This window comes from Rhodococcus sp. 06-1460-1B, from assembly GCF_002258475.1.
In the GTDB taxonomy this organism is placed as follows: Bacteria; Actinomycetota; Actinomycetes; order Mycobacteriales; family Mycobacteriaceae; genus Rhodococcoides; species Rhodococcoides fascians.
Map to the genome: position 1 here is coordinate 136,381 of NZ_NOYS01000037.1, position 23,573 is coordinate 159,953.

Here is a 23,573-nt window from a genome sequence, read left to right on the forward strand (position 1 = left end):
TGCGTGTCCATTCTGTGGATGCGAAATCGGGATGAGGGCCGCGATCGTGAATTGTGGACACTCAGCTCACTGCTCGCGCTCCGTCGGCGCGGCAGACTCAGCCGAACAACAGCAGCGCGGCCAGGGTGAGCATCATGATTCCGATACCGAGATCGAGGACCCGCCACGCCATCGGCCGCGCGAACAGGGGGCTGAGCACGCGCGATCCGTATCCGAGAGCGGTGAACCAGAGCACGCTGCCGAGCACTGCACCGAGGGCGAACCACCACCGAAGCTCGCCCGGCTGCCGGTTACCGATGGACCCGAGAAATACGACGGTATCGAGGTAGACGTGCGGGTTGAGCCACGTCAGCGCGAGACACGTTGCGACAGCGGCGATCAGCGAGCCCCCGCCGCCGCCGTCGGTGGTCATCGCGGCAGGCGTGCGGGCGCGGTTCAGCGCCATCAACCCGTAGACGAGGAGGAACAGCGCTCCGAGCACGGTGACGACGCGTAACGCGAGCGGAAACCGGTCCACGAGGACGCCGATGCCCGCCACCCCGGCGACGATCAGCACGGCGTCGGACAGCGCGCACACCGCAACCACCGGGAGCACATGCGTGCGTTGCAGGCCCTTACGCAGGACGAACGCGTTCTGCGCACCGATGGCGACGATGAGGGACAGGCCGACTCCCAGTCCGGTCAATGTCGATTGTGCTGCGGCAAGCGAGGTCATGCTGTTCACGCTAGGAGTCGACCAGCATTAGAGCCAGCGAATGTTTTTCACCATCGGTAAGTGTAGCTTCATATTGTGGAGATCGAGCAGCTCAGAGCGTTGAAAGCAGTAGTCGACGGTGGAACATTCGAGGCTGCCGCACGTGCATTGCATGTGACCCCGTCGGCAGTAAGCCAGAGAATCAAGTCGCTCGAAGCGTCGTTGGGGCGCACCCTGGTGCAGCGGACGAAACCGGTGGTGGCCACCCAGTCGGGTGCCGCGGTACTGCGCCTGGCTCGTCAGATCGATACGCTGACGGATCAGACGAGGGCCGAGCTCAACGACGACGGCGTCTCGGCCCCCATTTCGATTGCCGTCAATGCCGATTCGATGGCGACGTGGGTGCTGCCTGCGCTCGCGCCACTCGCCGGTACGACGACCTTCGATCTGCATCGCCAGGACCAGGACCGCACGGCCCAGTTGCTGCACGACGGAATCGTCTCTGCCGCAATCACATCGGTGTCCGAGCCGGTCCGCGGATGTACTGTCCGACCCCTCGGTGCCATGCGCTACCGGCCGTCGGCCACCGAAAGGTTCATCGAACGATGGTTCGGCCCCGGTGCGACGACCGAGGCATTGAGCACCGCGCCGGTGGTGGTATTCGACGCCGACGACCGATTGCAGGACAACTACTTACGGCACCGAGGCGTCGATTCGCATACTCCGCCCCGGCACCTCGTTCCGGCGTCCTCGGATTACGCGCGGGCGGTGGAACTCGGCTTCGGCTGGGGAATGATCCCGGACCTCCAGGACTGTGACTCGCTGAGGTGCTTCGACGCCGACGGCATCGAAGACGTTCAGCTGTACTGGCAGCAGTGGTCGCTGTCGTCGCCTGCACTGCAGCGAGCGGCCGACGCCGTGGCAGCCGCGGCAGCGACCGTGCTGCGGTGAGTCACGCCGGACTGTCGTTCGGAACGATATCGGGCTGCCCATCGCCCACGGGATCGAGAATCGCTGCCGCGCGGGCACCCCATCGCTCGTGCGCCGATTGACGAGACATGCCGACCGCCTGGCCGATGATCGCCCACGTCGCACCCTGAACGCGCAACACCACAACGGTTTCGATGCCGTCGAGCCCCGCCGCCAGTTGCACACGAAGACTCAACAGATGCCACGCGAGGCTCCGTCGTGCAGGCAGGTCGGTCGACTGCTCTGCCTCCCATTCCGGTGTGCCCGGCAGTGGGCCGGTGCCGATGATCTCGTCGGCATTGCGACCGGCCTCGGTGGCTGCGGCCGTCACGACCGCCCGTGTTGCCGCAGTGATGTCGGCCTCGGCGGCCAGCTCGATCGGATCCATGATCCACCTCCTGTGTCAGGTTTATCCTGACAGAAGGCTGCGGCTGGTGTCAAGGATTACCTGACGCGGTGGGTCAGAGCCGACTCAACACCCGATCGATGGACTCGATTGCCTGTGTCAGTTCGGCTTCGGTGACCGTCAGTGCCGGCCGGAATCGCACTGCCGCGTCGCCGCAACCCAACGCGAGTACGTGCTCCTCGGTGCGCAACAGTTCGATCACTCGGTCGCGGGTCGTGGCGTCGGGCAGGGAGAAGGCGCACATGAGTCCGCGTCCACGAACTTCGGAGACCATCGCATGTCGAGTCGCCAACTCCTGCAACTGCTTCAGCAGCACTGTTCCGAGTCGGCCGGCGCGTTCGATGAGGTTCTCGGCTTCGACGACCTCCAATATTCGACGCGATCGCACCATGTCGGTGAGGCTGCCACCCCACGTCGAGTTGATTCTGGAGCTGACCGCGAAGACGTGGTCGCCGATGTCGTCGACGCGACCGCCCGCCATCACGCCGCAGACCTGGACCTTCTTGCCGAAGGCGACCACATCCGGGACGACGTCGAGCTGCTGGAAAGCCCACGCGGTACCGGTCATTCCGGCTCCGGTCTGCACCTCGTCCATGACGAACAGTGCGTCGAACTCGTGGCAGAGCGCGCGCAGCTTCTGCAGGAAGCGGGGCCGGAAGTGGTGATCTCCACCCTCGCCCTGGATGGGTTCGATGATGGCGCAGGCGATGTCGTGCGGATTGGCTTCGAAGGCCAGCCGCGCGGCCGTCAACGACGCGTCTTCGAGCTCGTCCATGTTCGCATCGGATCTGATGAATGGGGACGGAATTCGGGGCCAGTCGAATTTCGGGAAGCGCGCGACCTTGTTCGGGTCGGTGTTGGTGAGGGACATCGTGTAGCCGGTGCGCCCGTGGAACGCATGCTCGAAGTGCATCACCTGCGAGCCCAGGGACGGATCGATTCCCTTGCGCTCGTTCCATCGCGATTTCCAGTCGAATGCCACCTTCAATGCGTTCTCCACCGCCAACGCACCGCCCTCGACGAAGAACATGTGCGGTAGCCGAGCATCGCCCAACACCCGGGCGAAGGTGTCGACGAAACGTGCCATCGGCACGGTGTAGATGTCGGAGTTGCTGGGTTTGTTCATGGCTGCCTGGATCAGATCGGCCCGAAATTCGGGGTCGTCGATCAAGGCGGGGTGGTTCATACCCAGGGCATTGGACGCGAAGAAGGTGAACAGATCCAGGTAGCGGGTGCCGTCTCGGGCGTCGACCAGGGTGGACCCGGTGGAGGCGTCGAGGTCCAGGACCAGCTCGAAACCGTCGGCCAGTAGGTGTTCACCGATCACGCCGCGGGCGGTCGAGGCGTCGATGGGTACTCCGGTGCGCTGTAATACTTGCGTCATGATGACGAACATACGCGTTAATATTCCGTAAGCAAGACCATTGAACAGGAAATAATACTGTTGTAACCCCCGTCGGTAGGCTTATGTCCGACGGTTCGATTCTCTCCACGGAAGGTGTACGCGCATGTCTGCATCCATCACCCACGACGAGCTGAGTGTGCGTACGCGCGCCATTCTCGACCGGCTGGGTGCGACGATCGCGCTCGACGTGCCGGCCGGTCCCGACGCGATCACCGCAAGATCGCCGATCACCGGCGGAAATTTGGCGTCGCTGGCATCGGCCTCTGCCGCAGACGTCGACGGTGTCATCGCGGACGCAGCTGCGGCGTTCGTCTCGTGGTCGCAGGTGCCGGCACCGGCGCGGGGTCAGGTGGTCCGAGAACTCGGGGAACTGCTGCGTACGCACAAGGAGGACCTCGGCGCCCTGGTCTCCATCGAGGCCGGCAAGATCGTCTCCGAGGGGCTCGGGGAAGTGCAGGAGATGATCGACATCTGCGATTTCGCCGTCGGCCTGTCACGTCAGCTGTACGGCAACACCATTGCCACCGAACGCCCCGGGCATCGCATGATGGAGCAATGGCATCCGCTCGGTGTCGTCGGCGTCATCACAGCGTTCAATTTCCCTGTTGCGGTGTGGAGCTGGAACACGGCGTTGGCGTTGGTGGCCGGGGACACCGTCATCTGGAAGCCGTCGGAGAAGACCCCGCTGACTGCCGTCGGCGTGCAGGCTCTGTTCGAGCGTGCTGCTGCCGCTGCAGGTGTCGATCCCAAGATCGCTCAACTGGTGATCGGAGACCGAGCGTCCGGTGAAGCGCTGGTGGATGATTCGCGTGTCGCTCTGGTGTCGGCAACCGGTTCGACCAGGATGGGCAAGGCTGTTGCGCCGCGGGTTGCGCAGCGATTCGGGCGCGTGCTGCTCGAACTCGGCGGCAACAACGCGGCGATCGTGACGCCGTCGGCAGACCTCGATCTCACGACGCGCGGGCTGGTGTTCTCGGCTGCGGGTACGGCCGGTCAGCGGTGCACCTCGCTCCGACGCGTCATCGCGCATTCCTCGGTTGCGGACGAACTGGTGGCCAAGTTGGTCGCGGCGTACGAGACGCTGTCCATCGGATCTCCCTTGGAGAGAGACACTTTGGTGGGTCCGCTCATCGACGCGGGCGCGTTCGCCGGCTATCAGAAGGCGCTCGTGGCCGCCAAGTCCGACGGCGGAACGGTGGTGGTCGGCGGTGAGCGCGTGAATGTCGTCGACGAGTATTCGTACTACGTACAGCCCGCGATCGTGACGATGCCCGCCCAGACCGACATCGTCAGGCACGAGACGTTCGCGCCCATCCTGTACGTGCTCACCTACGACACCCTCGACGAGGCCATCGCCCTGCACAACGATGTGCCGCAGGGACTTTCGTCGTCAATCTTCACTACCGACCTGCGTGAAGCGGAACGCTTTCTGTCGGCTGCGGGATCGGACTGCGGCATCGCGAACGTCAACATCGGTCCCTCCGGTGCCGAGATCGGCGGTGCTTTCGGCGGCGAGAAGGAAACCGGTGGCGGACGCGAATCAGGTTCGGACGCATGGAAGGCCTACATGCGTCGGGCGACGAACACGGTCAACTATTCCGACGAACTGCCCCTGGCGCAGGGAGTGAAATTCGGCTGACGGCATGATCGGCAGTATGAAAGTACTGTCGATGCTCTTGGCCGGTTTCGTTCTCGGCTATGCCATCAGTGACATCGGCCCCGTCGAGTCACTGGTGAACAGCACTGCGGAATTCGGGTCGTTCTGGTCGATTGTCAACGGGCTCACAGTCGTTGCCGTCGCTGCCTGTGGGACGGCGGTCGCCGCGGCCCGGGCCAGTGCACCAACTGCAACCATCGTGGCGATGGCAGCGCTGCTCGTCGTGGTGTTCCAGACCGTCGGAATGGTGCCCGGCATACTCGGGCACTGGGCTGCTGCAGTGGGCACCGGTGTGCTGCTGGGTGCGGCCGCGCTTTTGTCGGGACACCACCGTGGTGCACAGGCCGCCCTGGGTGTCTCGGTTGTGGGCGCCGGGTTGCTGGGCTATTGGCTCGATGCGCTGATGCAGGCGAACGACGGTCCCGTCTTCGTCTGGGATGTGGTCGGTGCCGAGGACGATGTGGCTCCCGAGCGCGCGATCGTCATGGTGATCGCTGCAGTGGCCGCGGCAGTCACGTTGTTCCTGGCACGCCGCCACGAGGTGGTGCAGCCACCCGAGACCTCGCGGATTCTGCTCGTCGGCCTGTCGCTGCCCGTCGTGGCCAGCGTCCTGAGCTGGATTGCGGCAGATGCCGATACGCGGAGTGTCGAGTGGCTCGGGGCTCTCGTCGGTATGACGGCTACTGCGCTGCTGGCGTCGTTCCTAGTTCCTGGGCGCGACGGACGCCTGCTGCTGGTGCTGTTCGCAGTATCGGCGACGGCCCTGGGCACCTCCGGCTTCGCCGCGGGAGATGCCGCTCGGTTGTGCGCGAGCGCAGCACTGTTGGTCGCGGGAGCCGGGATCGGTTACCGGTGGCCGCAGCTGTACATCGGGCTGGGCGGCCTGTTCGTCATCGCTGCTACGAGCCTGACGGAGAACTACGTCGAGATTCCGATCGTCTCGCAGTTCGCTCTGCCGCTCGTTGCGGCCTATGTTCTGGTCTCCGCGCTGGCGACGTCGTCCGGATCTCTGGCGATCTCACTGCCGGCGGTGTTCGTCATGGCCCTGCCCGTGACCGTGGTGTCCGCCGGCTACACACCGTCGTTGTCCATGGATGAATCCGTCATCTCACGCACAAGCGAGCCCGACCACCTGGTGCTGTCGGTGGCCGGGCTCGTGGTTCTTGCTGTGGTGACGGGTGCCGCTGTTCTGCTGGCGCGTCGCTCACCCGTCGTGCGTGGAAACTCGTAGTGGGCTACGAGTTTCCACACACCTACGGGGTCGGTGCGACCGTCGTCGTCGGAGCTGCGGCCTCGGGGGTGACCGGCGTTTCCGTGGCGGGTGCGGTGACGCATACCGGCGGTGCGCCCTCGACGGGTGGCTCACCCTCGACCGGAGTCGTGCAGGCCGGTTCTGCAGGCTCGGCAGAGGGAGCCGGTGCCGGTGCGGGTGCCGGCACCTCGGCCGCGGGGGCGGGAGCAGGCGCAACGGGGGCGGCCGGCGCAGCGGGGCTGGTGGTGACCGGTGCCGGCGTCGTTGCCGTCGGAGTTGCCGTTGCCGAGGTGGTGGTCTCGGGTGTGGCGGCGATGGCCTGGATTGCTGCGCGGCCTGCCTTCTCCTGTACTTCCTTGGTCTTCACCGGCTCGCCCCGGTTGGCCTGCTCGGCCAGCTGGGTCAGCCAGGCTGCGGCGTACTGGACCGAGGTCAGTGGCTTGCCGTTGGCGGCGTCGGCGTCGCGCCAGTAGTCGAAGTGGTGTCCCGAGCCGGGCCCGAGGGTCAGGCCGTAGGGATCGTTCATGATGACCGGGATCGTGTTCTGGTTGGACGAGATGAACCCGGTGATCTCCTTGAAGATCTTCTGCGGCAGGTACACCATGTCGACCATCTGGCCGGTCTCGATCGGCTCTTCACCGTCGACCTTGGCCGAGACGGGGGTCGTTGCGGTGCCGGGCTTGTAGTTGGGCTCGGACACCTTGATCAGTACGTCGAGGAAGGTCTCGTCGCTCTGCATCCAATTGGGCTGCGACGCAATGTCGTTGAAGGCGTTGACTGCGATGCGTCCCAGTGCCAGAGCCAGGTCGGCTCCGGTGGCCGGGGTGAGGTTCTCGTTCTGCAGCGCATCGGCGTTGACCTGTCGACCGACGTTGGCGGCCAGGTGAATCAGCGACGTGTTGGCGGGCAGTGCGCAGGTCAGGTCACCGTCGGAGCAGAAGGACGCGACGCGTCCGTCGAGTGCGCCGAAGCCGCCCGACGTTCCCGGCAATGCACCCTGTCCGGGGATGGCGTTGTTGCCGTTCTGGTACTTGGTGTCGAAACCGTCCGGGTTACTGAACGGGTTCTCGGCACCGGGGAACGGTCCCTCTCCTGCGACGCGTCCCGCGTCGGCGAAGATGACGACGCCGACGACCTGCGAGGGGTCGATGATGCCGTACTTGCCGTCCTCGGGAACGGCCTGATTGCCGATTTCCATGGCGGTGCGGCGAGCAACGTCTGCGCCTTCGCTGTAGCCGACGATGGCGAAGCGAGTCTTGGGGCAGGACGCGGAGATTTCCTTCATGATGGTCTGCGAGTTGGTGACGCCCGTCTGCACGGCGTTCTCGTAGCTCGCCAGGTCGGCCGGGTACTCGACGTAGACCGCGGCGTAGGAGTCGGGAACCACGTTGCCGTTGTTCGGAGCTCGCACGGCCTGGTCGATCCAGTCGCTCGAGTAGTCACCGGACATCGCTGCGGGGAGGCGGGTGCCGTCGGGCTTGGTCAGCCACTTGACGCCCTCGCGTGGGGTGTCGCCGCGTCCGCCGATGGCGATGCTCACCATGTCGTAGCAGGTCGATGTCGAGACCAGCTCGACGGAGGCCTCGACACTCGTTTCCGACGCAGACCAGGGTGCTGCTACCAGCACTCCGGCACCGAGTGCGCCGATCGCAAACGCGCTGAGCGCGATGCGCACACGCTTCGACTTGCCACCATTCATGTTTTCGATCCCCATCATCCACGCCCGAACCGATCCCGACTGCAATTGCCAGTGGGCTACCCGGCATTTCGTCGCTCGGATGGTTCGCGTTACAAAACGCTTCGTTTACCGTCGTGGACATGACTTTTCACGACCGAATGACACCGATGGAATTAGCTCTGACCGATGGATCGACCTGCGTCGTGCGTGAGGCGGTGGCGTCGGACCTCGAGTCGATCGTGGCGCTGCTGGCGGACGACCAGTTGGGCGCGACGCGCGAATCCGTCGAGAACATGGACGGATATCGCACCGCTTTCGAGGACATTTCCTCCGATCCACGGAACGTGCTGGTCGTCGTCGTGCACGGTGACGAGGTGGTGGGAACTCTGCAGTCGACGGTCATTCCGGGACTGGCGCGAGGTGGTGCGTTGCGCGCTCAGATCGAAGCCGTACGGGTGGCCGCTACCTGGCGCAGCCGCGGGCTCGGTGGCGCGTTGATCGAGTGGGCGATCGAGGAGGCCACGCGGCGAGGGTGCGCTCTGGTGCAGCTGACGTCCGACTCGCGTCGAGTGGATGCCCACCGGTTCTACACCCGTCTGGGCTTCACTGCCTCACACGTCGGCTTCAAGAAGGCGATCGGCACTACCCACTAGATACCCTGGGGGGGTAGGGTAGGGATGTGAACTCCACACGACAGGAACTCGGCGCCCCGACCAAGCTCGTCGGATTCGGCGTCGGGATAGCCCTCGTCTTCTTTCTTGCCCTGTTCGTCGGCCACGCGATCGGACCCGACGCGTCGCCCAGCGAACCGACGCATTCCGACCAGGAGTCGCATGACGGAACATCTGCGCTTCATCCGGACTTCCAGCATCAGGGTGTCGTCCGCACGGCCACATTCGTCATCGAGGCAGAAGGGAATCGGGGATGAGTACGGAAATCGAACTGATTCTGGGCGGCATGACCTGTGCGTCGTGCGCCAACCGCATCGAGCGCAAGCTCAACAAGCTCGACGGGGTATCGGCGACGGTCAACTACGCCACCGAGAAGGCGCGCGTCACCAGTGACGGTGTTGCTACCGAAGACCTGATCGCCGCCGTCGAAGCTGCCGGGTACACCGCCACGCTGCCCGCCGCCGAGCCACAGGACGATCTCCCTACCGATCCGCTGAAACAGCGGTTGGTCGTCTCGGCAGTGCTCAGCATTCCGGTGATCGCGATGGCCATGATTCCGGCTTTTCAGTTCACCAACTGGCAGTGGCTGTCGTTGACTCTCGCCGCGCCGGTCGTCGTTTGGGGAGCGCTGCCGTTCCACCGCGCCGCGTGGACCAACCTGAAGCACGGGACGTCGACGATGGACACCCTCGTGAGCATGGGAACCCTTGCTGCACTGGGCTGGTCGCTGTATGCGCTGTTCTTCGGTACGGCCGGTGAGCCCGGCATGACGCATCCGTTCGAGTTCACGATCGCGCGGATGGACGGGGCGAGCAATATCTATCTCGAGGCGGCTGCGGGTGTCACCACCTTCATCCTGGCCGGCCGGTGGTTCGAGAGCAGGTCCAAGAGGCAGGCCGGTGCGGCGTTGCGCGCACTGATGGACCTCGGTGCCAAGACCGTCGCTGTGCTGAAAGGCGATGAGGAACAGCAGATTCCGATCGATCAGCTCGCCGTCGGCGATCTGTTCGTCGTTCGTCCGGGTGAGAAGATCGCCACGGACGGAACCGTCGAGAGTGGATCCTCGGCCGTCGATCGGTCGATGCTGACGGGCGAGTCGGTGCCGGTGGAGGTCGGGGCCGGCGACGCGGTGACCGGAGCCACGGTGAACGTCGGTGGTCGAATTACCGTGCGCGCCAGCAGAGTCGGTGCAGACACCCAGCTCGCGCAGATGGCGAAGGCGGTGGAAGATGCGCAGACCGGCAAGGCTCAGGCCCAGCGTCTGGCCGATCGCATCTCGGGAATCTTCGTGCCGATCGTCATCGCCATCTCGGTGGCAACGCTCGGATTCTGGCTCGGCACCGGCAATTCGGTGGCCGCTGCCTTCACGGCGGCGGTAGCCGTCCTGATCATCGCGTGCCCCTGCGCACTCGGGCTGGCCACCCCCACAGCACTGATGGTCGGCACCGGTCGGGCGGCGCAGCTGGGGATTCTGATCAAGGGCCCCGAAATGCTCGAATCGACCCGCCGCATCGATACCGTCGTGCTGGACAAGACCGGCACCGTCACCACCGGTGAGATGACACTGCATTCGGTGCACGTGGCCGACGGTGAGGACGAGGACGTGGTCCGTGCCGTGGCGGCAGCGTTGGAATCGAGCTCGGAGCACCCCATCGCCCGGGCCATCGCAGATGGGGCATCGTCCCAGTCCGTCGAGGAGTTCACCAGCCTCGAGGGTCTCGGTGTCCAGGGCGTCGTCGAGGGTCGCGCCGCGGTCATCGGCCGTCGCAGCCTGCTGACCGACTGGTCGATGCCTCTGCCACCGGAACTGGCCGACGCCTTCGCCGACGCCGAACGCCAGGGACGCACCGCCGTCGCGATCGGGTGGGACGGGAAGGCCCGCGGGGTTCTGGTGGTCTCCGACTCTGTCAAGCCGACGTCGAAGCAGGCCGTCGCAGAACTGCGCGAGCTGGGCCTGACGCCGGTCATGCTCACCGGCGACAACGAGGCCGCCGCCCGAACGATCGCCGCGGAGGTAGGCATCGATCAGGTCGTTGCCGGTGTGCTGCCGTCGGGCAAGGTCGATGCCGTTCGTGAACTGCAGGCCGCAGGCAAGGTCGTGGCGATGGTCGGCGACGGCATCAACGACGCGGCAGCGCTGGCCACCGCCGACCTGGGGCTCGCGATGGGAACCGGAACCGATGTAGCGATCGAGGCGAGCGACCTGACGCTCGTCCGCGGCGACCTACGGGCCGTCGGCGATGCTATCCGGCTCTCGCGTCGCACGCTGAGCACCATCAAGGGCAACCTGTTCTGGGCGTTCGCCTACAACGTCGCAGCGATCCCCCTCGCGGCAGCGGGCCTGCTCAACCCGATGCTCGCCGGGGCCGCAATGGCGCTGTCCTCGGTGTTCGTGGTGAGCAACAGCCTGCGATTGCGCCGCTTCCGCGCCGCGATGTGACTCGTTGGTAGCAGCGAGCGGCCCGCTAGTACAGGATGGAGACATGTCCGATGCACACGATGTCCCCATCCGCGACGAATCGATCCGGCTGGGCCAATTCCTCAAGCTCGCCAACCTGATCGAATCCGGTGCCGAAGCCAAGGGCATCATCGCCGACGGCCTGGTCAGCGTAAACGGGGACGTGGACATCCGCCGCGGACGGCAGTTGCAGCACGGAGATGTCGTATCGGTCCAGGGTGGGCCAGCTGCCCGCGTGAGCAAGGAAGAGGCACTGTGAAGGTCGGTAAGCGCGGTCTGCCGCGAAACGAAGTTCCCGGCGCATTCGACGTCGGTGCCAAAGCGTACGACCGACTCGTCGGAGCGAACCCCGGCTACCACGAGCACCTCGTCAAGTCCGCGCAGCGCCTCCGCATTCCCGATCTCGGAAGCGGATTGCGCCTGCTCGATATCGGTTGCGGTACGGGTGCGTCCACCGCAGCGCTGCTCGAAGCGGCACCGCACGCCGAGATCGTCGCCGCCGACGCGTCCGCCGAGATGCTCGAGGTCGCCCGGAGCAAGGACTGGCCGTCGAACGTCACGTTCGTGCACTCGCGGGTGGAGGATCTGGCCGTGAACGGGGTCGACGGGCCGTTCGACGCCATCCTGGCCGCATATCTGATCAGGAACGTCGACGACCCCGACGCCGAACTCAAATCGCTACTGGCGCTGCTGCGTCCGGGTTCGACGATCGCGTTCCACGAATACTCGGTGCACGATTCACTGCGTGCTCGAATCTCTTGGAACGTCGTGAGCTGGGGCATCATCATCCCGCTCGGCTGGCTCGCAACGCGAGACGCCACGTTGTATCGGCATCTGTGGCGCAGCGTCGTCACGTTCGACGGCGCATCGGCGTTCATGCGACGGATGCAGCGTGCGGGCTACAGCGGTGTCGCCCGAGAGACGATGACCGGATGGCAGAACGGTGTGGTGCACACGTTCCTGGGCTCTCGACCCGCGAAGGAAGAGCGTTGACCGATTCCAAGAAGGTCACCCATGCTGCGGTGCAAGGCTATTCGGATGCAGGCCAGCTGGCCGACGTCCCGCATGTGGTGGTGGTGGGCGGCGGCATCGCGGGACTGAGCGCCGCGACCGCGCTGGCCGAACGCGGCGTCAAGGTCCATCTTGTCGAACGTGAAAGCTACCTCGGTGGCCGCGTCGGTGGCTGGGACACGACGCTGGAGGACGGCTCGCCCGCGACGATGAGCCGCGGCTTCCACGCGTTCTTCCGGCAGTACTACAACCTGCGAAACCTGCTGCGCCGCACCGACCCCGACCTGGCGCGTCTACGCCCGGTCGACGACTACCCGCTGATCGACGGCGACGGTCGTATCGACGGATTCAAGGGTCTGCCCGAGACGCCACCGCTCAATGCGTTCGCGTTCGTCAAGCGCAGTCCGACGTTCCGGTGGAAGGACCTCACCGATCTCAACGGAATCGCCGCCCTGCCATTGATGACGGTGAGCGTGCCGAAGACCTTCGACGAACTCGACACCACTCCCGCTGCGGAGTTCCTGCGTAACATCAACTTCCCCGAAGCGGCACGCCATCTGGCGTTCGGGGTGTTCTCCCGCAGCTTCTTCGCCGACCCGGAGGAGATGTCGGCTGCCGAACTGGCGATGATGTTCCACATCTACTTCCTCGGCTCCTCCGAGGGTTTGATCTTCGACGTCCCCCGCGATCCCTACCCTCAGGCACTGTGGAACCCGTTGGGGGAGTATCTCAGTGGTCTCGGTGTCGAGATCAGAACGTCCACTCCGTGTGGCGAGATCACCCGCGGTGGCCTGCGCAAGTTCCGCGTCGACGCCGGCGGAATCATCGACGCCGACGCGGTGGTCCTCGCTACCGACATCGCCGGATTGCAGCGGGTGCTCGAGCAATCCCCCGAGCTCGGGACGCCGGCGTGGCGCAAGCAGGTCGGCGCGCTGCAGAACACCCCGCCTTTCATGGTCCACCGCGTGTGGCTGAGCAAGGCGGTGAATGCCGATCGTCCCGCGTTCATCGGCACCGGAGGTATGCCTCCGATCGACAACATCAGTGTGCTCGAGCGGTTCGAGGACGAGGCCGCGGAGTGGGCAGCGAGGACCGGAGGTTCGGTCGTCGAACTGCATGCCTACGCTGCCGAGGAATCCGAGGAGGTCACCCGCGCGCAGCTGATGGCTCGCATGCACGAGATCTACCCGGAGACCGCTGCGGCAGAGGTAGTCGCGGAACGATCCGAATGGCGAGACGACTGTCCGATGTTCGGCCTCGGAGCATTCGCCGAGCGGCCCACCGTGCGCACCCCCGAGCCCTCGCTGGTACTCGCGGGTGACGGCATTCGGATCGATCTGCCCGTGGCTCTCATGGAACGTGCCGCCACCACCGGACTGCAGGCGGCGAACACCCTGTTGGCGGGCTGGGGCGTCACCGGCCACGACATCGAAACCGTACCCACGAGTGGACGATTCAAGATGTTCGACGCTTTGGAGCGGCTTCGCCGCAGGTGAGTGGTACTTCGTAGCAGGGGTCGAACTTCCACTCACGACAGGAGGTTGCATGCGTCTCGAGGTCGACGATCTGTCGCGGCCGGAGGTCGGTGCGTTGCTCGTCGAGCACCTTGCGGACATGCACGCGACGTCCCCGGCAGAGAGTGTTCACGCACTGGATCTGTCGGGCCTGCGCGGGCCGGACATGCGGGTGTGGACGGGGTGGGAGGCCGGGGCACTGCTCGGCATTGCCGCGCTGAAGACACTCACTCCTGAACACGGGGAACTGAAGTCGATGCGTACCTCGCGTTTCGCGCGGGGCCGCGGGGTGGCGTCCGAACTGCTCGAGCACGTTCTGACGGAGGCGCGGCGGCTGGGGTTCGAGCGCGTCAGCCTCGAGACGGGCACCCAGGACTACTTCGCCGCAGCTCGACGCCTCTACGAGCGACACGGATTCGTCGCAGTGCCCCCGTTCGGCGACTACGTCGTGGACCCGTCGAGCACGTTCTACTCGTTGGTCCTGTGACCTGTGACCTGTGGCGGGTGCGGCAATGACGCAGGCCGGCACCGAATGTCGGTGCCGGCCTTGCGGTCGTTCGGATTACGCAGCGACGGGCTCTCGCGGTACGTGCGGGTAGAGGTCGTCGTCGACCGGCTCTGCTCGCTGCTGATCCAGTAGATCGGCCGTGGCGCATTCACGGATCTCGGTCCCGACCCCGAGAACCGTGCGCCACCATTGGTCACGATCGGGAGATTCCGGCCAGACCACGGTATCCGTTTCCATATGCATCACCCTCCCTGAGTGGTTTCACAGTGCTCGATGTGCTTGTGCGCGTGACGGATCAGGTCGATTGGTGTTCGATGGATCTCTGCTCGCCGGTCAGCTCTGCACGAGCGATGTCGACCTTGCGCGGCTTCGCTCGCTCGGCAAGCGGAATGGTGATCGACAGGACGCCGTTGTCGTACGACGCCGAGATGCCCTCGGTGTCGACGCCGTCACCCAGTGAGATCTGTCGACGGAACGTTCCGGCGAAGCGCTCCGATGAAATCCACTGCACGCCGGAGCTTTCCGGCACGGTTCGTTGCGCGGTGAGCGTCAATGTGCCGCGATCGACGTCGACGTCGATGGACCCCGGGTCGACGCCGGGAAGGTCGGCACTGAGTACGTAGTGATCGTCGACCTTGTACAGATCCATGGGCATGAATCGCGGTGCGCGGTCCGAACCGGTAGACGCACCCAACAATGCCGAGGTGAGCGAATCGACGTCACGGAACGGATCGAAACGAAGCACAGCAACCACCTCCTGTACCCAGATGCGCTCGCCCCTGTGGCGAGGCGCTCCTCAACTGTGCAACACAGAAATTAGCACTCGAATGCCGCGAGTGCCAAGACCTTTTCGGCACTTTTTTGGAAATTCTCTCCACCCAATAGTGCTGCGGCGCAATGGGGGTGGCGTGCGGCAGTCGGTGTGACGGTCGAACCGCCGCCTCGCTCGAATGCTGCAATCTACACTCGGTCCGATGGTGACCATCGTGCCGTACGTCCCCCGGTATCGGGCCGAGTTGCTCGCGCTGTCGCTTCGCGCGTGGGAACCGGTGTTTCCGCTCGTGCAGGAGGCGGTCCCGTCGTTCGTGTACGACTGCTTCTATCCCCATGGGTGGCAGGCACGTCAGTACGACGATCTCGCATTCGTCATCGACGACGAACCCGAGAGCGTGGACGTGGCCGTGGACGGTGACACGCCGGTCGGCTGGGTCTGTACCCGCCTGCACCCGAACGACGACATGGGTGAGGTGTACGTCCTGGTGGTCGACCCAGCTCAGCAGCGAGCCGGCGTCGGAAGGGCGCTCCTCGATCGGTCTTTCGCGCGAGTGAGATCCGCCGGAATGCGCATGGTAATGGTCGAGACCGGTGACGATCCCGGTCATGCGCCGGCGCGGTCGGTCTACGAGAAGAGTGGTTTCGAGCGGTGGCCTGTCGCCCGGTATTTCAAGGACCTCGCCGAGACTGATGGTTGTGGCTAGTCCGACGCGAGCCGACGATACTGTGCCCTTGCGCTAAGTATTCTCGTGGAGATACTGTGCCTTATGGCTCAGTATTCCGAGGTCCTCGACGACGTGTTCCAAGCGTTGGCCGATCCGACGCGGCGTGCAGTACTGGGCCGACTAGGGTCCGGGCCTGCCACCGTGGGGGAACTGGCCGAACCATTCGACATGACTCTGCCGTCGTTCATGAAACATATTCATGTACTCGAGCGCAGCGGATGGATTCGCACCCACAAGACCGGACGTGTACGCGCGTGCACGATCGAGCGAACCAACCTGGATGCGGCCTCCACGTGGCTGGAACAGCAACGGTCCGTGTGGGAATCCAGAACCGACCGTCTCGAACAGTTCGTCACCCGATCCTCGAAAGAGAGTGAGCAGCAATGACTTCCTTCGATCCCGAACTCGACCTGAGTATCTCCCGCATCATCGCGGTTCCGCGCGAGACGGTGTGGGATGCGTGGGCCGACCCGTCGAAGTTCGAGAAATGGTGGATTCCCGCACCTACTCTGTGCCGAGTGGATGCGTGGGACCTGCAGCCCGGAGGCGCATTCCGAACGCTGATGAGTGAACCCGGAGGAGACTTCGAACCGCACATCGACGGATGCTTCCTCGCCGTCGACCATCAGGAACGCATCGTGTTCACCAACTCCCTCGTCGAAGGTTGGCGACCTGCCCCACAACTGTTCATGACCGCGGTGATCACGTTTGCCGACCATCCCGACGGGACGGAGTACCGGGCGCACGTGATGCACCGCAACGTAGAAGACCGAAAGATGCACGAGGAGTTGGGTTTCGAAGACGGATGGGGAACCGTCATCGGCCAACTCGCCGCACTCGTCGAAAGTTAGATCACGCGCGACCCGTCGAGCGCAGTTCGTAACGACGTTCGGCGTAATCGAGGTCGTCCTTCCACAGACGTGCGGCGGTGAAATTCATCGCCGGACGCAGCAATCCCGAGACCTTGCGCGCCATCTGGAAGCCGGGTCGATCCGAGCTCGCGATCGTCGCCTCGATGACCGCCGTCCGCGGGGTGCCGTCGGGCGCAGGAGCCAGGGGAGTCGCGTGAGTCTCGACAACGCTTCCCGCCCCCTCACCGTCGAGGATGCGCATGACGATGGTGCGTGGGCCGGGGCAGACGAATTCGGCTCGAACGGGAACACCGATGCCGCGACTGACGCGGAACGTGACATCGACCAGGAAGCGATCGTCCTCCTCGGGCACATCGATGTCGGTGGGCGCGCTGACCACTTTCAGCCTCGCGAACGAGTACGGATGGAACCATGCGCCGTGCCACGGATCGAGGCGATTGGCGATGATGTCGTCCGGTTCGCACTTCCCGATCAACGTGACGACACCAGGAATGGACGTCGACGCAGGGGGCCTGATCGGTACCACCGGCACCGGCGTCGGCTCCTCGCCGCCCAGCTCGTCGAGCCGGACCCACACCAGAACACCGTCGTCGAACGCAGGAACCGGCCGCCAGCCAGCCTTACCCTTCGGACCCAACGCCAGCCCATGCCACCGGCACACCAACGCGTCGCACTCGATCTTCGCGGTATCGAGCGCCGCCCCGAGATGCGGACACGCACCCGGACCGATATGCACCTTGCCCGCCGAATCCCGCCACGCAACCAACTCGGTGGTACCGACATAGCGACCGAACGGCTTGTCGGCCTTCACGTCGCGACTCGCAGCGAAAACGAACCAATTGCCCGACGTCCGAGTCTTCGCACGCTTCAACGCCGACTCGATGACCTGGGGATTCGCACCCTTCCACGTCGGCTCCTGCTTGGCCCACGACTCCGACGGAAGCGGCTGAAGTGGCATCGTCTTCGGCCAACGTCGTCGTACTGCATCCAGCGCGGTCATTGCTGCTCCCCACATCGAGACATTGTGTTCATTCGCCATTGTCCCCGCCCGGGGGTACTCAATGTGACGTCGAGTGGACTTTTCGGGGGTCAATGTCACATCCAGTGGACTCGGGGTGCCGGTGAACGGGAGCGGTGCGCGAGGTCAGGTGGGTCCAGCGGGGGTCGGCGGTTCGAGCTGCGCCGGTCAACTGATGTCAGCGCCCACAATTCGGCTCGAAACGCGGGATCCCGTGGATGCAGAGAAATAGTGGGCGCTCAGGTCAGTAAGCGAGGTGGCCCGGGTGGCAACGGGCTTGTTGCCGAGTCGGTAGTCCGCGAAGGGGCGATGGCTGTCACCCGTGTTCCCCATCCGATGCACTCAATGTGACATTTGGTGGACTTTTCGGGGGTCAATGTCACATCTAGTGGACTTGGGGTGCCGCGGTTCGGTCAGGCGACACCGATCCAGCGGAGGGCAGCGGTGGTCGCGGCAGCGGCAATCACGATGACGACGAAGGGTGCTTTGCGCCAGGCGAGGATTCCGGCGACGGTGACGCCGATAGGGGCTGCGAAGCCCGCGAAGTCCTTGCCCACGAGCAGGGTCGAGGTGGCGATGAGGGCTACGAACACGACGGCGACCGAGGTGGACATGACGCGGTCGATGCGGGGCGAGATGGTCATGCGCGAGCGCAGGGCCGGGCCGATGAGGCGGAGCGCGAAAGTGCCGACGATCATGGCGATCAGCGGGATCGTGAGGCTCATGCGGATTCCTTGCCTGCGGCGGGCTTGGTGGACAGCAGTGCGGGCACCACGGCGATCAGCGAGAGGAGCACCGGCAGTCCGCTCGGTAGGAACATCGACGCTGCCAGGGCGATCCCTGCGCCGACGAGTGCGGCATTGCGCGTGCCCCGATCTCGGAGCGCAGGCATGATCAGTCCGAGCAGGATTGCCGGAAATGCGGCGTCGAGTCCGAGTGCGGCGGTATCGGTGATTGCGCCACCACCGAGAGTGCCGATCACCACCCCGATGTTCCAGGTGACGAACAGTCCGATTCCGCACAGCCAGAACGCTGTTCGACGCCGTCCTTCGTCTTCTTCGGCGACGCTGAATGCGACCGCTTCGTCGGTGATCAGGTGGGTGCCGAGCAGTCGCTTCCATGGCGAGACGTTCTCGAAAACGGATCCTATGGAGAATCCGAGCGGCACGAGCCGAGTGTTCGCGAGCAACGCGCTCGCCACGGCGGCGACGGGGTTGCCGCCGACGGCCAGGATGCCGACGAAGATGAATTGGGAGGAGCCCGCGAAGACCACCAGGGACATCACGACCGGTAGCCACAGTGGCAGGTCGGCGGCTACGGCGATGGCACCGAACGAGGCCCCGACCAAGGCGTCGGCCAGACAGACCAACGCGATGTCGCGGATGTTGACCCCCTGCAGGGTTCGCCATGTCGAACGCATGGTCGTTATAGTGGACGATGTTAGGCTGTTCGTCAAATCAAACGAACGTACTGATGGAGTGAACGAATGGCGGACGCCGGACCACCGATCGCGGCCATCGCTGCTGCTCTGCAGCAGGAACGACGACGCGTCGGCCTCTCGCTGGCTGAGGTGGCGCGTCGTGCGGGTATCGCTAAATCGACTCTGTCGCAACTGGAATCGGGGACGGGGAACCCGAGTCTGGAAACTCTTTGGGCCCTCAGCGTCACCCTGGACGTGCCGTTCTCCAGGCTGGTCGAGCCCGCGAAGCAGTCGGTCCGCCTGATCCGTGCGGGCGAGGGACCAAGATTTGCGTCGGACCGGGCGGACTACTCCGCGACGCTGCTGGCGTCGTCTCCGCCGAACGCGCGACGAGACATCTATCTGGTCAGCGCGGACGTCGGCGAGCCGAGGCGCTCGGACCCTCATTCGCCCGGTGTGGTCGAGCACGTTGTGCTCAGCGCTGGACGAGCCCTGGTGGGGCCGGTGGGCGAGGCAGTCGAGCTGATGCCCGGCGACTACGTCGCCTACCCCGGTGACGCGCTGCACATCTTCGAGGCGCTGGAGCCGAACACCATGGCGGTGATGATCACCGAACACAGCTGACGTGCGGGGAATAGTCGGCGTACCCACCTCGTTGGACTCTTTCGACGGCGTTCGCTTGGCAAGCCCCGGGCCTCACCCCATTTGTCGCTACGAGCGACCACTCGCCGAGAGGCGTTTGCAGCGGACGTCGTCCTTACTTTTGTCCGTGTAGCGAAGGGGCGAGATTCATGACAGCCAAGACGTGGTTCATCACCGGTACTTCCAAGGGATTCGGACGCGAGTGGGCTATTGCAGCCCTCGACCGCGGCGATCGAGTCGCAGCCACGGCTCGCAACACGGCGACACTGCACGATCTCGTGGAAGAATACGGCGACGCGATTCTGCCGATCGAGCTGGATGTGAACGACCGCGCTGCCGACTTCGCAGCAGTCGCCCTGGCGCACAAGACCTTCGGATCGCTCGACATCGTCGTCAACAACGCCGGCTACGGCCAGTTCGGGATGATCGAAGAGATCTCCGAGGAGGACGCCCGCGCGCAGATCGAGACCAACGTCTTCGGAGCGCTATGGGTCACTCAGGCCGCGCTGCCGTTCATGCGTGAGCAGGGCAGCGGCCACATCTTGCAGGTGTCGTCCATCGGCGGAATCTCAGCATTCCCCAATGTCGGTGCGTACCACGCGTCCAAGTGGGCCCTCGAAGGATTCAGTCAGGCCCTGGCGCAGGAGGTCGAGGACTTCGGTATCCATGTGACGCTGATCGAACCGGGTGGTTTCTCCACCGATTGGGCCGGTCCGTCTGCCAAGAAGTCCACTGACATCGCCGCGTACGACCCGATTCGGAAGAAGGCCGCCGAACTGCGGAGTGCAAGGCAGGCGACTCCTGGCGATCCGGTAGCTACGCGTTCGGCGTTGCTCAAGGTCGTCGACGCCGAAAAGCCGCCGCTGCGAGTCTTTTTCGGCGAGGCACCGCTCCAGATCGCGACGAAGGACTACGAATCACGCCTGGCGAACTGGCGCGAGTGGCAGCCAGTGGCCGTCGAGGCGCACGGAGGCTGAGTCTCCACCACACGAACCTCTAGGTGTGGCTCCAACCTGGGCGGCCTTGATCCGTCTCAGGAGGCTTGCTTGCAGCTACGCTCCGGACGCGACGAAAACGCGGGGGAGCGGGGATTCACGCCCATCGTCGGGATCCACACCTCGTCGGTGGGGTGTGCCTGTCGGCTGAGGGCGCGGATCGAGTGGTGGCGTTCTCGCAGTTGCGAGCCGGTGTCCCGGCGACTGGACAACGACAACCGCGAGGTCGATGTCCAGCGAATAGTGCTGCAGGCCGTCAATTCTCCGGAGTGAGCGCGACGATGTTCGCAGCAGTTCGTTCATCCGTGTTGGCCGTGTCCTCGAAGTAGCGCCGAAACAACGTACGCATCGAATCGATGACGTCGATGTGTTGCTGCAGAATGACATCGAGTGACGTGCTTTTGCCGGTCGCCAGGCGAGCAAACCTGTTTTGCAAATCCTGAGCAGACTTGAAGTCGCCCCAGGACTTGACTTCGCTCAGTTGGGTTGCTTGAGCTTGCATCTTGGCGAGGTGTACGAGGTAGGTTGCGCATGCCGCGTCGCATTTCGCGGCGACGTCGGGTGGAATCGTGATGGTGCCCGCGTCGGCTTGGGCGTTGAGGTCTCGCCAGTGTGCGATGAGGTCCGGCCTGGCTTCAGTCACGGTGTCGCCTCTTTCGGTCGATGGATTCAGCTGGGGAGTTCTGAGTCGAGCACTGCCACCAAGGAGTTCAGCTCCGTGCATGGGGCATACGGCGGGTCGCGTACCAACGCGCTGGTGATGATCGTGGCCCTGATCAATTCAGCGCCGGCCACGAAGGCGACTCCGCAGTTTCGGGACGAGTCAGCAGATAGTTGCTGGTATTGGGTGGCGTTACGCGTGCCCACTCGAACGGGTTGAAGTCGGTCGAAGTAACTCGGATCGTCGATGTAATCGATGTTCTCCAATCCGACGAATATTGAGAAGAAGTACTCGCTGCTCGGAGGGTTGGCCTCCCAGCCACAGATCTTGAATCCGTTTTGATCTCTGCCGAACACCCCCGACTCCTTGGTGGCCGTATTCAATCCCGCCTGCGCGATGGCGTCGTCGGGGATGGTGCATGGATCCCACGGCGTCGGTGCGGCGACGGCGGTGCTGGTCGTCGCGATGACTTCGGGGACTGCAGTACCGTCTTGGCCCGTCGAACATGCGGTGAGCAGGAGCAGACCTACTGCGATTGCCGCCCATCGACTGCTTCGATGCATGTGCACTGTCCTTTCCCAAGAGCCCATCTACGGGTTGGACGCAACGGAGTCGGCGCTGGTTCCGTTCACCTGCTCCGGACTCGAGAGCTCCGGCTCGCAATCGAGCAACTCACGAAAACTTCAAAACCCGACCGGTCGGTCGAACTAGTGAGTCATCCCGCTGACAGATCCGCGTCGGTTTGGCATTGTGGTGGGATGCAGCGGCGCGTGGGCGAGAGTTGGTCCGCGGGACCGGTCTCAGGGGTAACCCCTGGGTACATGAAGAGAATCGAGCACTGCGTCCGAAGCTGGTCCGCACGCTTCGCGTGCTTGGCAGCTCCGAGGACGAAAGATTTCGGTCGCCGCGCGTCGCTGCATTCTCTCGCTCCAGATCCGGTGGAGCGACACACGTGAACGACCGCGAATTGACGCCGCGCGCCGCCGCAACCCTGGCTCGCCTGGCGGCAGGCGCAGAGTGGACGCAATCGGGGCTCGAGGAGGCGTTCTCTCGGGTCATGCCGGCCAAGGCCTCGAGGTTGGCCGATCGAATCATCGACCTGTACCCGAGTCCGCCGTTCGACGAGGCGTCGATATTCGTTCTGCTGCGCGATCTTCCGTTGATTACGCAGCCGTCGAAGTCGTCACAGCGATCGCCGATACGTGGCCGTGTCGTACCCTGGCGGTTCGAGGTGCCTCGCTACGAGACGACGGGCCAGCTCGCGCAATCGCTTGACCTGACCATTTCCGAGATCGAGTGGTTCGCGGATCTGCAGGGTCGGCTGCGTACTGCACCGTTTCCCCTGCAGCACTATCGATCTGCTCGTCTCGACAAGCGCCACGGCGTCCGTCTGCTCGAGGTGCCCAAACCGCGCTTGCGCGAGATTCAGCGAAAGATACTGCACCGCATCCTGGATCGAATTCCACCACATCCCGCCGCGCACGGTTTTCGTAAAGGGCGCAGCCCCCGCACGTTCGCGACGCCCCACGCCGAGCGTGAGGTGGTGGTCTCGGTCGACTTACGTCGCTTCTTTCCGTCCATCGGGTTCGATCGCGTGGTGGCGATCTTCGAGGCCGTCGGCTACCGCAGAAAGGTCGCGGCCAATCTTGCCGCGCTGTGCACAACGGTCACCCCGGCCGGCGAATTGACGGGCATGGACCGCGCGACGGCGGCGAGGCTTCGCACCACCCACTTGCCGCAGGGCGCACCGACGTCGCCCGCCCTGGCCAACCTGGCTGCCCGCCAACTCGATATTCGAGCTGCCGGGCTCGCCCGCACCATGGGTGCCCGGTATACCCGCTACGCCGATGACCTGGCGTTCTCCGGTCCGGCCGAGCTCGACGTCGACAAGTTGCTGTGGGTGGTGTCCCAGATCGCGCACGACGAGGGCTTCACGATTCATCCCGACAAAACCCGAGTGCGGCGCGCGCATCAACGCCAACAGCTCACCGGGCTGGTGGTCAATGCGTGGCCCGCAGTTCCGCGAGAGGAGTACGACAACCTCCGCGCGTTACTGCACAACTGCATCGGTAGCGGTGCAGTTCAACAGAATCGGGACGTTCTGACCGACTTCCGTGCCCATGTGTACGGACGTATCGCGCGGATCGGCGAGACCAGCGAGACACGCCGTCGGAAACTGCTCGAGATGGCAGCCCGGGTCGATTGGGAGGGATCCGGGTAGTCGGACTGGGTACACCGACGAT

Annotated in this window: 27 protein-coding genes; 16 read left to right on the forward strand and 11 right to left on the reverse strand. The window is 64.5% G+C overall.

Annotated features, from left to right (window positions below):
* Positions 1–97 precede the first annotated feature (97 nt).
* On the reverse strand, positions 98–715 hold the full coding sequence (locus CH268_RS22365) for a LysE/ArgO family amino acid transporter (RefSeq protein ID WP_094665923.1): 618 nt from the start codon (positions 713–715) through the stop codon (positions 98–100).
* A 72-nt stretch (positions 716–787) separates the two neighbouring features.
* Here CH268_RS22365 and CH268_RS22370 point away from each other — a divergent pair, with 72 nt between their 5' ends.
* A complete protein-coding gene (locus tag CH268_RS22370; RefSeq protein ID WP_094665924.1) occupies positions 788–1,645 on the forward strand; it encodes a LysR family transcriptional regulator ArgP in 858 nt (285 codons plus the stop codon).
* A 1-nt stretch (position 1,646) separates the two neighbouring features.
* Here CH268_RS22370 and CH268_RS22375 read toward each other — a convergent pair whose 3' ends face one another.
* Positions 1,647–2,051, reverse strand: a complete 405-nt coding sequence (locus tag CH268_RS22375) for a hypothetical protein (protein WP_032373369.1) — start codon at positions 2,049–2,051, stop codon at positions 1,647–1,649.
* A 73-nt stretch (positions 2,052–2,124) separates the two neighbouring features.
* Positions 2,125–3,453, reverse strand: a complete 1,329-nt coding sequence (lat, locus tag CH268_RS22380) for an L-lysine 6-transaminase (protein WP_094665958.1) — start codon at positions 3,451–3,453, stop codon at positions 2,125–2,127.
* Between the two features lie 124 nt (positions 3,454–3,577).
* Here lat and amaB point away from each other — a divergent pair, with 124 nt between their 5' ends.
* On the forward strand, positions 3,578–5,113 hold the full coding sequence (gene amaB / locus CH268_RS22385; protein WP_094665925.1) for an L-piperidine-6-carboxylate dehydrogenase: 1,536 nt from the start codon (positions 3,578–3,580) through the stop codon (positions 5,111–5,113).
* A 16-nt stretch (positions 5,114–5,129) separates the two neighbouring features.
* Positions 5,130–6,362, forward strand: coding sequence for a hypothetical protein (locus CH268_RS22390; protein WP_141215180.1), 1,233 nt, complete (start codon positions 5,130–5,132; stop codon positions 6,360–6,362).
* A 22-nt stretch (positions 6,363–6,384) separates the two neighbouring features.
* On the opposite strand, the gene CH268_RS22395 is transcribed toward CH268_RS22390, so the two are convergent.
* Complete coding sequence (locus CH268_RS22395) at positions 6,385–8,097, reverse strand: cutinase family protein (RefSeq protein ID WP_094665927.1); 1,713 nt, start codon at positions 8,095–8,097, stop codon at positions 6,385–6,387.
* A gap of 104 nt (positions 8,098–8,201) precedes the next feature.
* Here CH268_RS22395 and CH268_RS22400 point away from each other — a divergent pair, with 104 nt between their 5' ends.
* Genes CH268_RS22400 through CH268_RS22430 form a run of 7 tightly spaced genes read left to right on the forward strand, consistent with a single transcriptional unit; the run spans position 8,202 to position 14,202 of the window.
* The gene (locus CH268_RS22400; protein WP_228139309.1) at positions 8,202–8,714 is read left to right on the forward strand and encodes a GNAT family N-acetyltransferase; all 513 of its coding nucleotides are present in this window, start codon (positions 8,202–8,204) and stop codon (positions 8,712–8,714) included.
* A gap of 26 nt (positions 8,715–8,740) precedes the next feature.
* Complete coding sequence (locus CH268_RS22405) at positions 8,741–8,989, forward strand: hypothetical protein (RefSeq protein WP_094665928.1); 249 nt, start codon at positions 8,741–8,743, stop codon at positions 8,987–8,989.
* Positions 8,986–11,172: a heavy metal translocating P-type ATPase gene (locus CH268_RS22410; protein WP_094665929.1), complete on the forward strand. Its 2,187-nt coding sequence runs from the start codon at positions 8,986–8,988 to the stop codon at positions 11,170–11,172. Before CH268_RS22405 ends, CH268_RS22410 begins: the two co-directional genes overlap by 4 nt.
* Positions 11,173–11,215: 43 nt before the next feature.
* Entirely contained in the window at positions 11,216–11,449 is a 234-nt protein-coding gene (locus CH268_RS22415; RefSeq protein WP_027494925.1) for an RNA-binding S4 domain-containing protein, read from the forward strand.
* Entirely contained in the window at positions 11,446–12,183 is a 738-nt protein-coding gene (locus CH268_RS22420; RefSeq protein ID WP_032381923.1) for a class I SAM-dependent methyltransferase, read from the forward strand. The genes CH268_RS22415 and CH268_RS22420 overlap by 4 nt, the downstream gene beginning before the upstream one ends.
* Positions 12,180–13,697, forward strand: a complete 1,518-nt coding sequence (locus CH268_RS22425) for an NAD(P)/FAD-dependent oxidoreductase (protein ID WP_094665930.1) — start codon at positions 12,180–12,182, stop codon at positions 13,695–13,697. The genes CH268_RS22420 and CH268_RS22425 overlap by 4 nt, the downstream gene beginning before the upstream one ends.
* A gap of 49 nt (positions 13,698–13,746) precedes the next feature.
* Positions 13,747–14,202, forward strand: coding sequence for a GNAT family N-acetyltransferase (locus CH268_RS22430; protein ID WP_094665931.1), 456 nt, complete (start codon positions 13,747–13,749; stop codon positions 14,200–14,202).
* A gap of 75 nt (positions 14,203–14,277) precedes the next feature.
* Here the strand turns inward: CH268_RS22430 and CH268_RS22435 are convergent, their stop codons facing one another.
* Together CH268_RS22435 and CH268_RS22440 are read right to left on the reverse strand one after the other, a co-directional pair.
* Complete coding sequence (locus CH268_RS22435) at positions 14,278–14,460, reverse strand: hypothetical protein (RefSeq protein WP_032371449.1); 183 nt, start codon at positions 14,458–14,460, stop codon at positions 14,278–14,280.
* Between the two features lie 58 nt (positions 14,461–14,518).
* Complete coding sequence (locus CH268_RS22440) at positions 14,519–14,968, reverse strand: Hsp20/alpha crystallin family protein (protein WP_027494920.1); 450 nt, start codon at positions 14,966–14,968, stop codon at positions 14,519–14,521.
* 229 nt (positions 14,969–15,197) lie between these two features.
* On the opposite strand from CH268_RS22440, the gene CH268_RS22445 reads away from it, so the two are divergent.
* The 3 genes from CH268_RS22445 to CH268_RS22455 all read left to right on the forward strand — a co-directional run bounded on the left by CH268_RS22445 (position 15,198) and on the right by CH268_RS22455 (position 16,573).
* Positions 15,198–15,701 (forward strand): GNAT family N-acetyltransferase, encoded by a 504-nt coding sequence (locus tag CH268_RS22445; RefSeq protein ID WP_094665959.1) that lies wholly within the window; start codon positions 15,198–15,200, stop codon positions 15,699–15,701.
* 63 nt (positions 15,702–15,764) lie between these two features.
* Positions 15,765–16,109 carry an ArsR/SmtB family transcription factor gene (locus tag CH268_RS22450; protein WP_032371450.1) on the forward strand — a complete coding sequence of 115 codons (345 nt, stop codon included), beginning with the start codon at positions 15,765–15,767 and terminating at the stop codon, positions 16,107–16,109.
* Entirely contained in the window at positions 16,106–16,573 is a 468-nt protein-coding gene (locus tag CH268_RS22455; protein WP_027494917.1) for an SRPBCC family protein, read from the forward strand. Before CH268_RS22450 ends, CH268_RS22455 begins: the two co-directional genes overlap by 4 nt.
* A gap of 1 nt (position 16,574) precedes the next feature.
* On the opposite strand, the gene CH268_RS22460 is transcribed toward CH268_RS22455, so the two are convergent.
* The 3 genes from CH268_RS22460 to CH268_RS22470 all read right to left on the reverse strand — a co-directional run bounded on the left by CH268_RS22460 (position 16,575) and on the right by CH268_RS22470 (position 19,032).
* Entirely contained in the window at positions 16,575–17,594 is a 1,020-nt protein-coding gene (locus CH268_RS22460; protein WP_027494916.1) for a DUF5914 domain-containing protein, read from the reverse strand.
* 431 nt (positions 17,595–18,025) lie between these two features.
* Positions 18,026–18,337 carry an AzlD domain-containing protein gene (locus CH268_RS22465; protein ID WP_094665932.1) on the reverse strand — a complete coding sequence of 104 codons (312 nt, stop codon included), beginning with the start codon at positions 18,335–18,337 and terminating at the stop codon, positions 18,026–18,028.
* On the reverse strand, positions 18,334–19,032 hold the full coding sequence (locus tag CH268_RS22470) for an AzlC family ABC transporter permease (protein ID WP_094665933.1): 699 nt from the start codon (positions 19,030–19,032) through the stop codon (positions 18,334–18,336). Before CH268_RS22470 ends, CH268_RS22465 begins: the two co-directional genes overlap by 4 nt.
* Before the next feature lie 66 nt (positions 19,033–19,098).
* Between CH268_RS22470 and CH268_RS22475 the strand changes: the two genes are divergently transcribed.
* Both CH268_RS22475 and CH268_RS22480 read left to right on the forward strand, forming a co-directional pair.
* Complete coding sequence (locus CH268_RS22475) at positions 19,099–19,656, forward strand: helix-turn-helix domain-containing protein (RefSeq protein WP_032374611.1); 558 nt, start codon at positions 19,099–19,101, stop codon at positions 19,654–19,656.
* 167 nt (positions 19,657–19,823) lie between these two features.
* Positions 19,824–20,651, forward strand: coding sequence for an SDR family oxidoreductase (locus CH268_RS22480; RefSeq protein ID WP_094665934.1), 828 nt, complete (start codon positions 19,824–19,826; stop codon positions 20,649–20,651).
* A 274-nt stretch (positions 20,652–20,925) separates the two neighbouring features.
* Here CH268_RS22480 and CH268_RS22485 read toward each other — a convergent pair whose 3' ends face one another.
* A complete protein-coding gene (locus CH268_RS22485; RefSeq protein ID WP_094665935.1) occupies positions 20,926–21,312 on the reverse strand; it encodes a hypothetical protein in 387 nt (128 codons plus the stop codon).
* Between the two features lie 26 nt (positions 21,313–21,338).
* On the reverse strand, positions 21,339–21,893 hold the full coding sequence (locus CH268_RS22490) for a DUF3558 family protein (protein ID WP_094665936.1): 555 nt from the start codon (positions 21,891–21,893) through the stop codon (positions 21,339–21,341).
* Positions 21,894–22,282: 389 nt separating this feature from the next.
* On the opposite strand from CH268_RS22490, the gene CH268_RS22495 reads away from it, so the two are divergent.
* On the forward strand, positions 22,283–23,551 hold the full coding sequence (locus CH268_RS22495) for a reverse transcriptase family protein (protein ID WP_255182479.1): 1,269 nt from the start codon (positions 22,283–22,285) through the stop codon (positions 23,549–23,551).
* Positions 23,552–23,573: the final 22 nt, after the last annotated feature.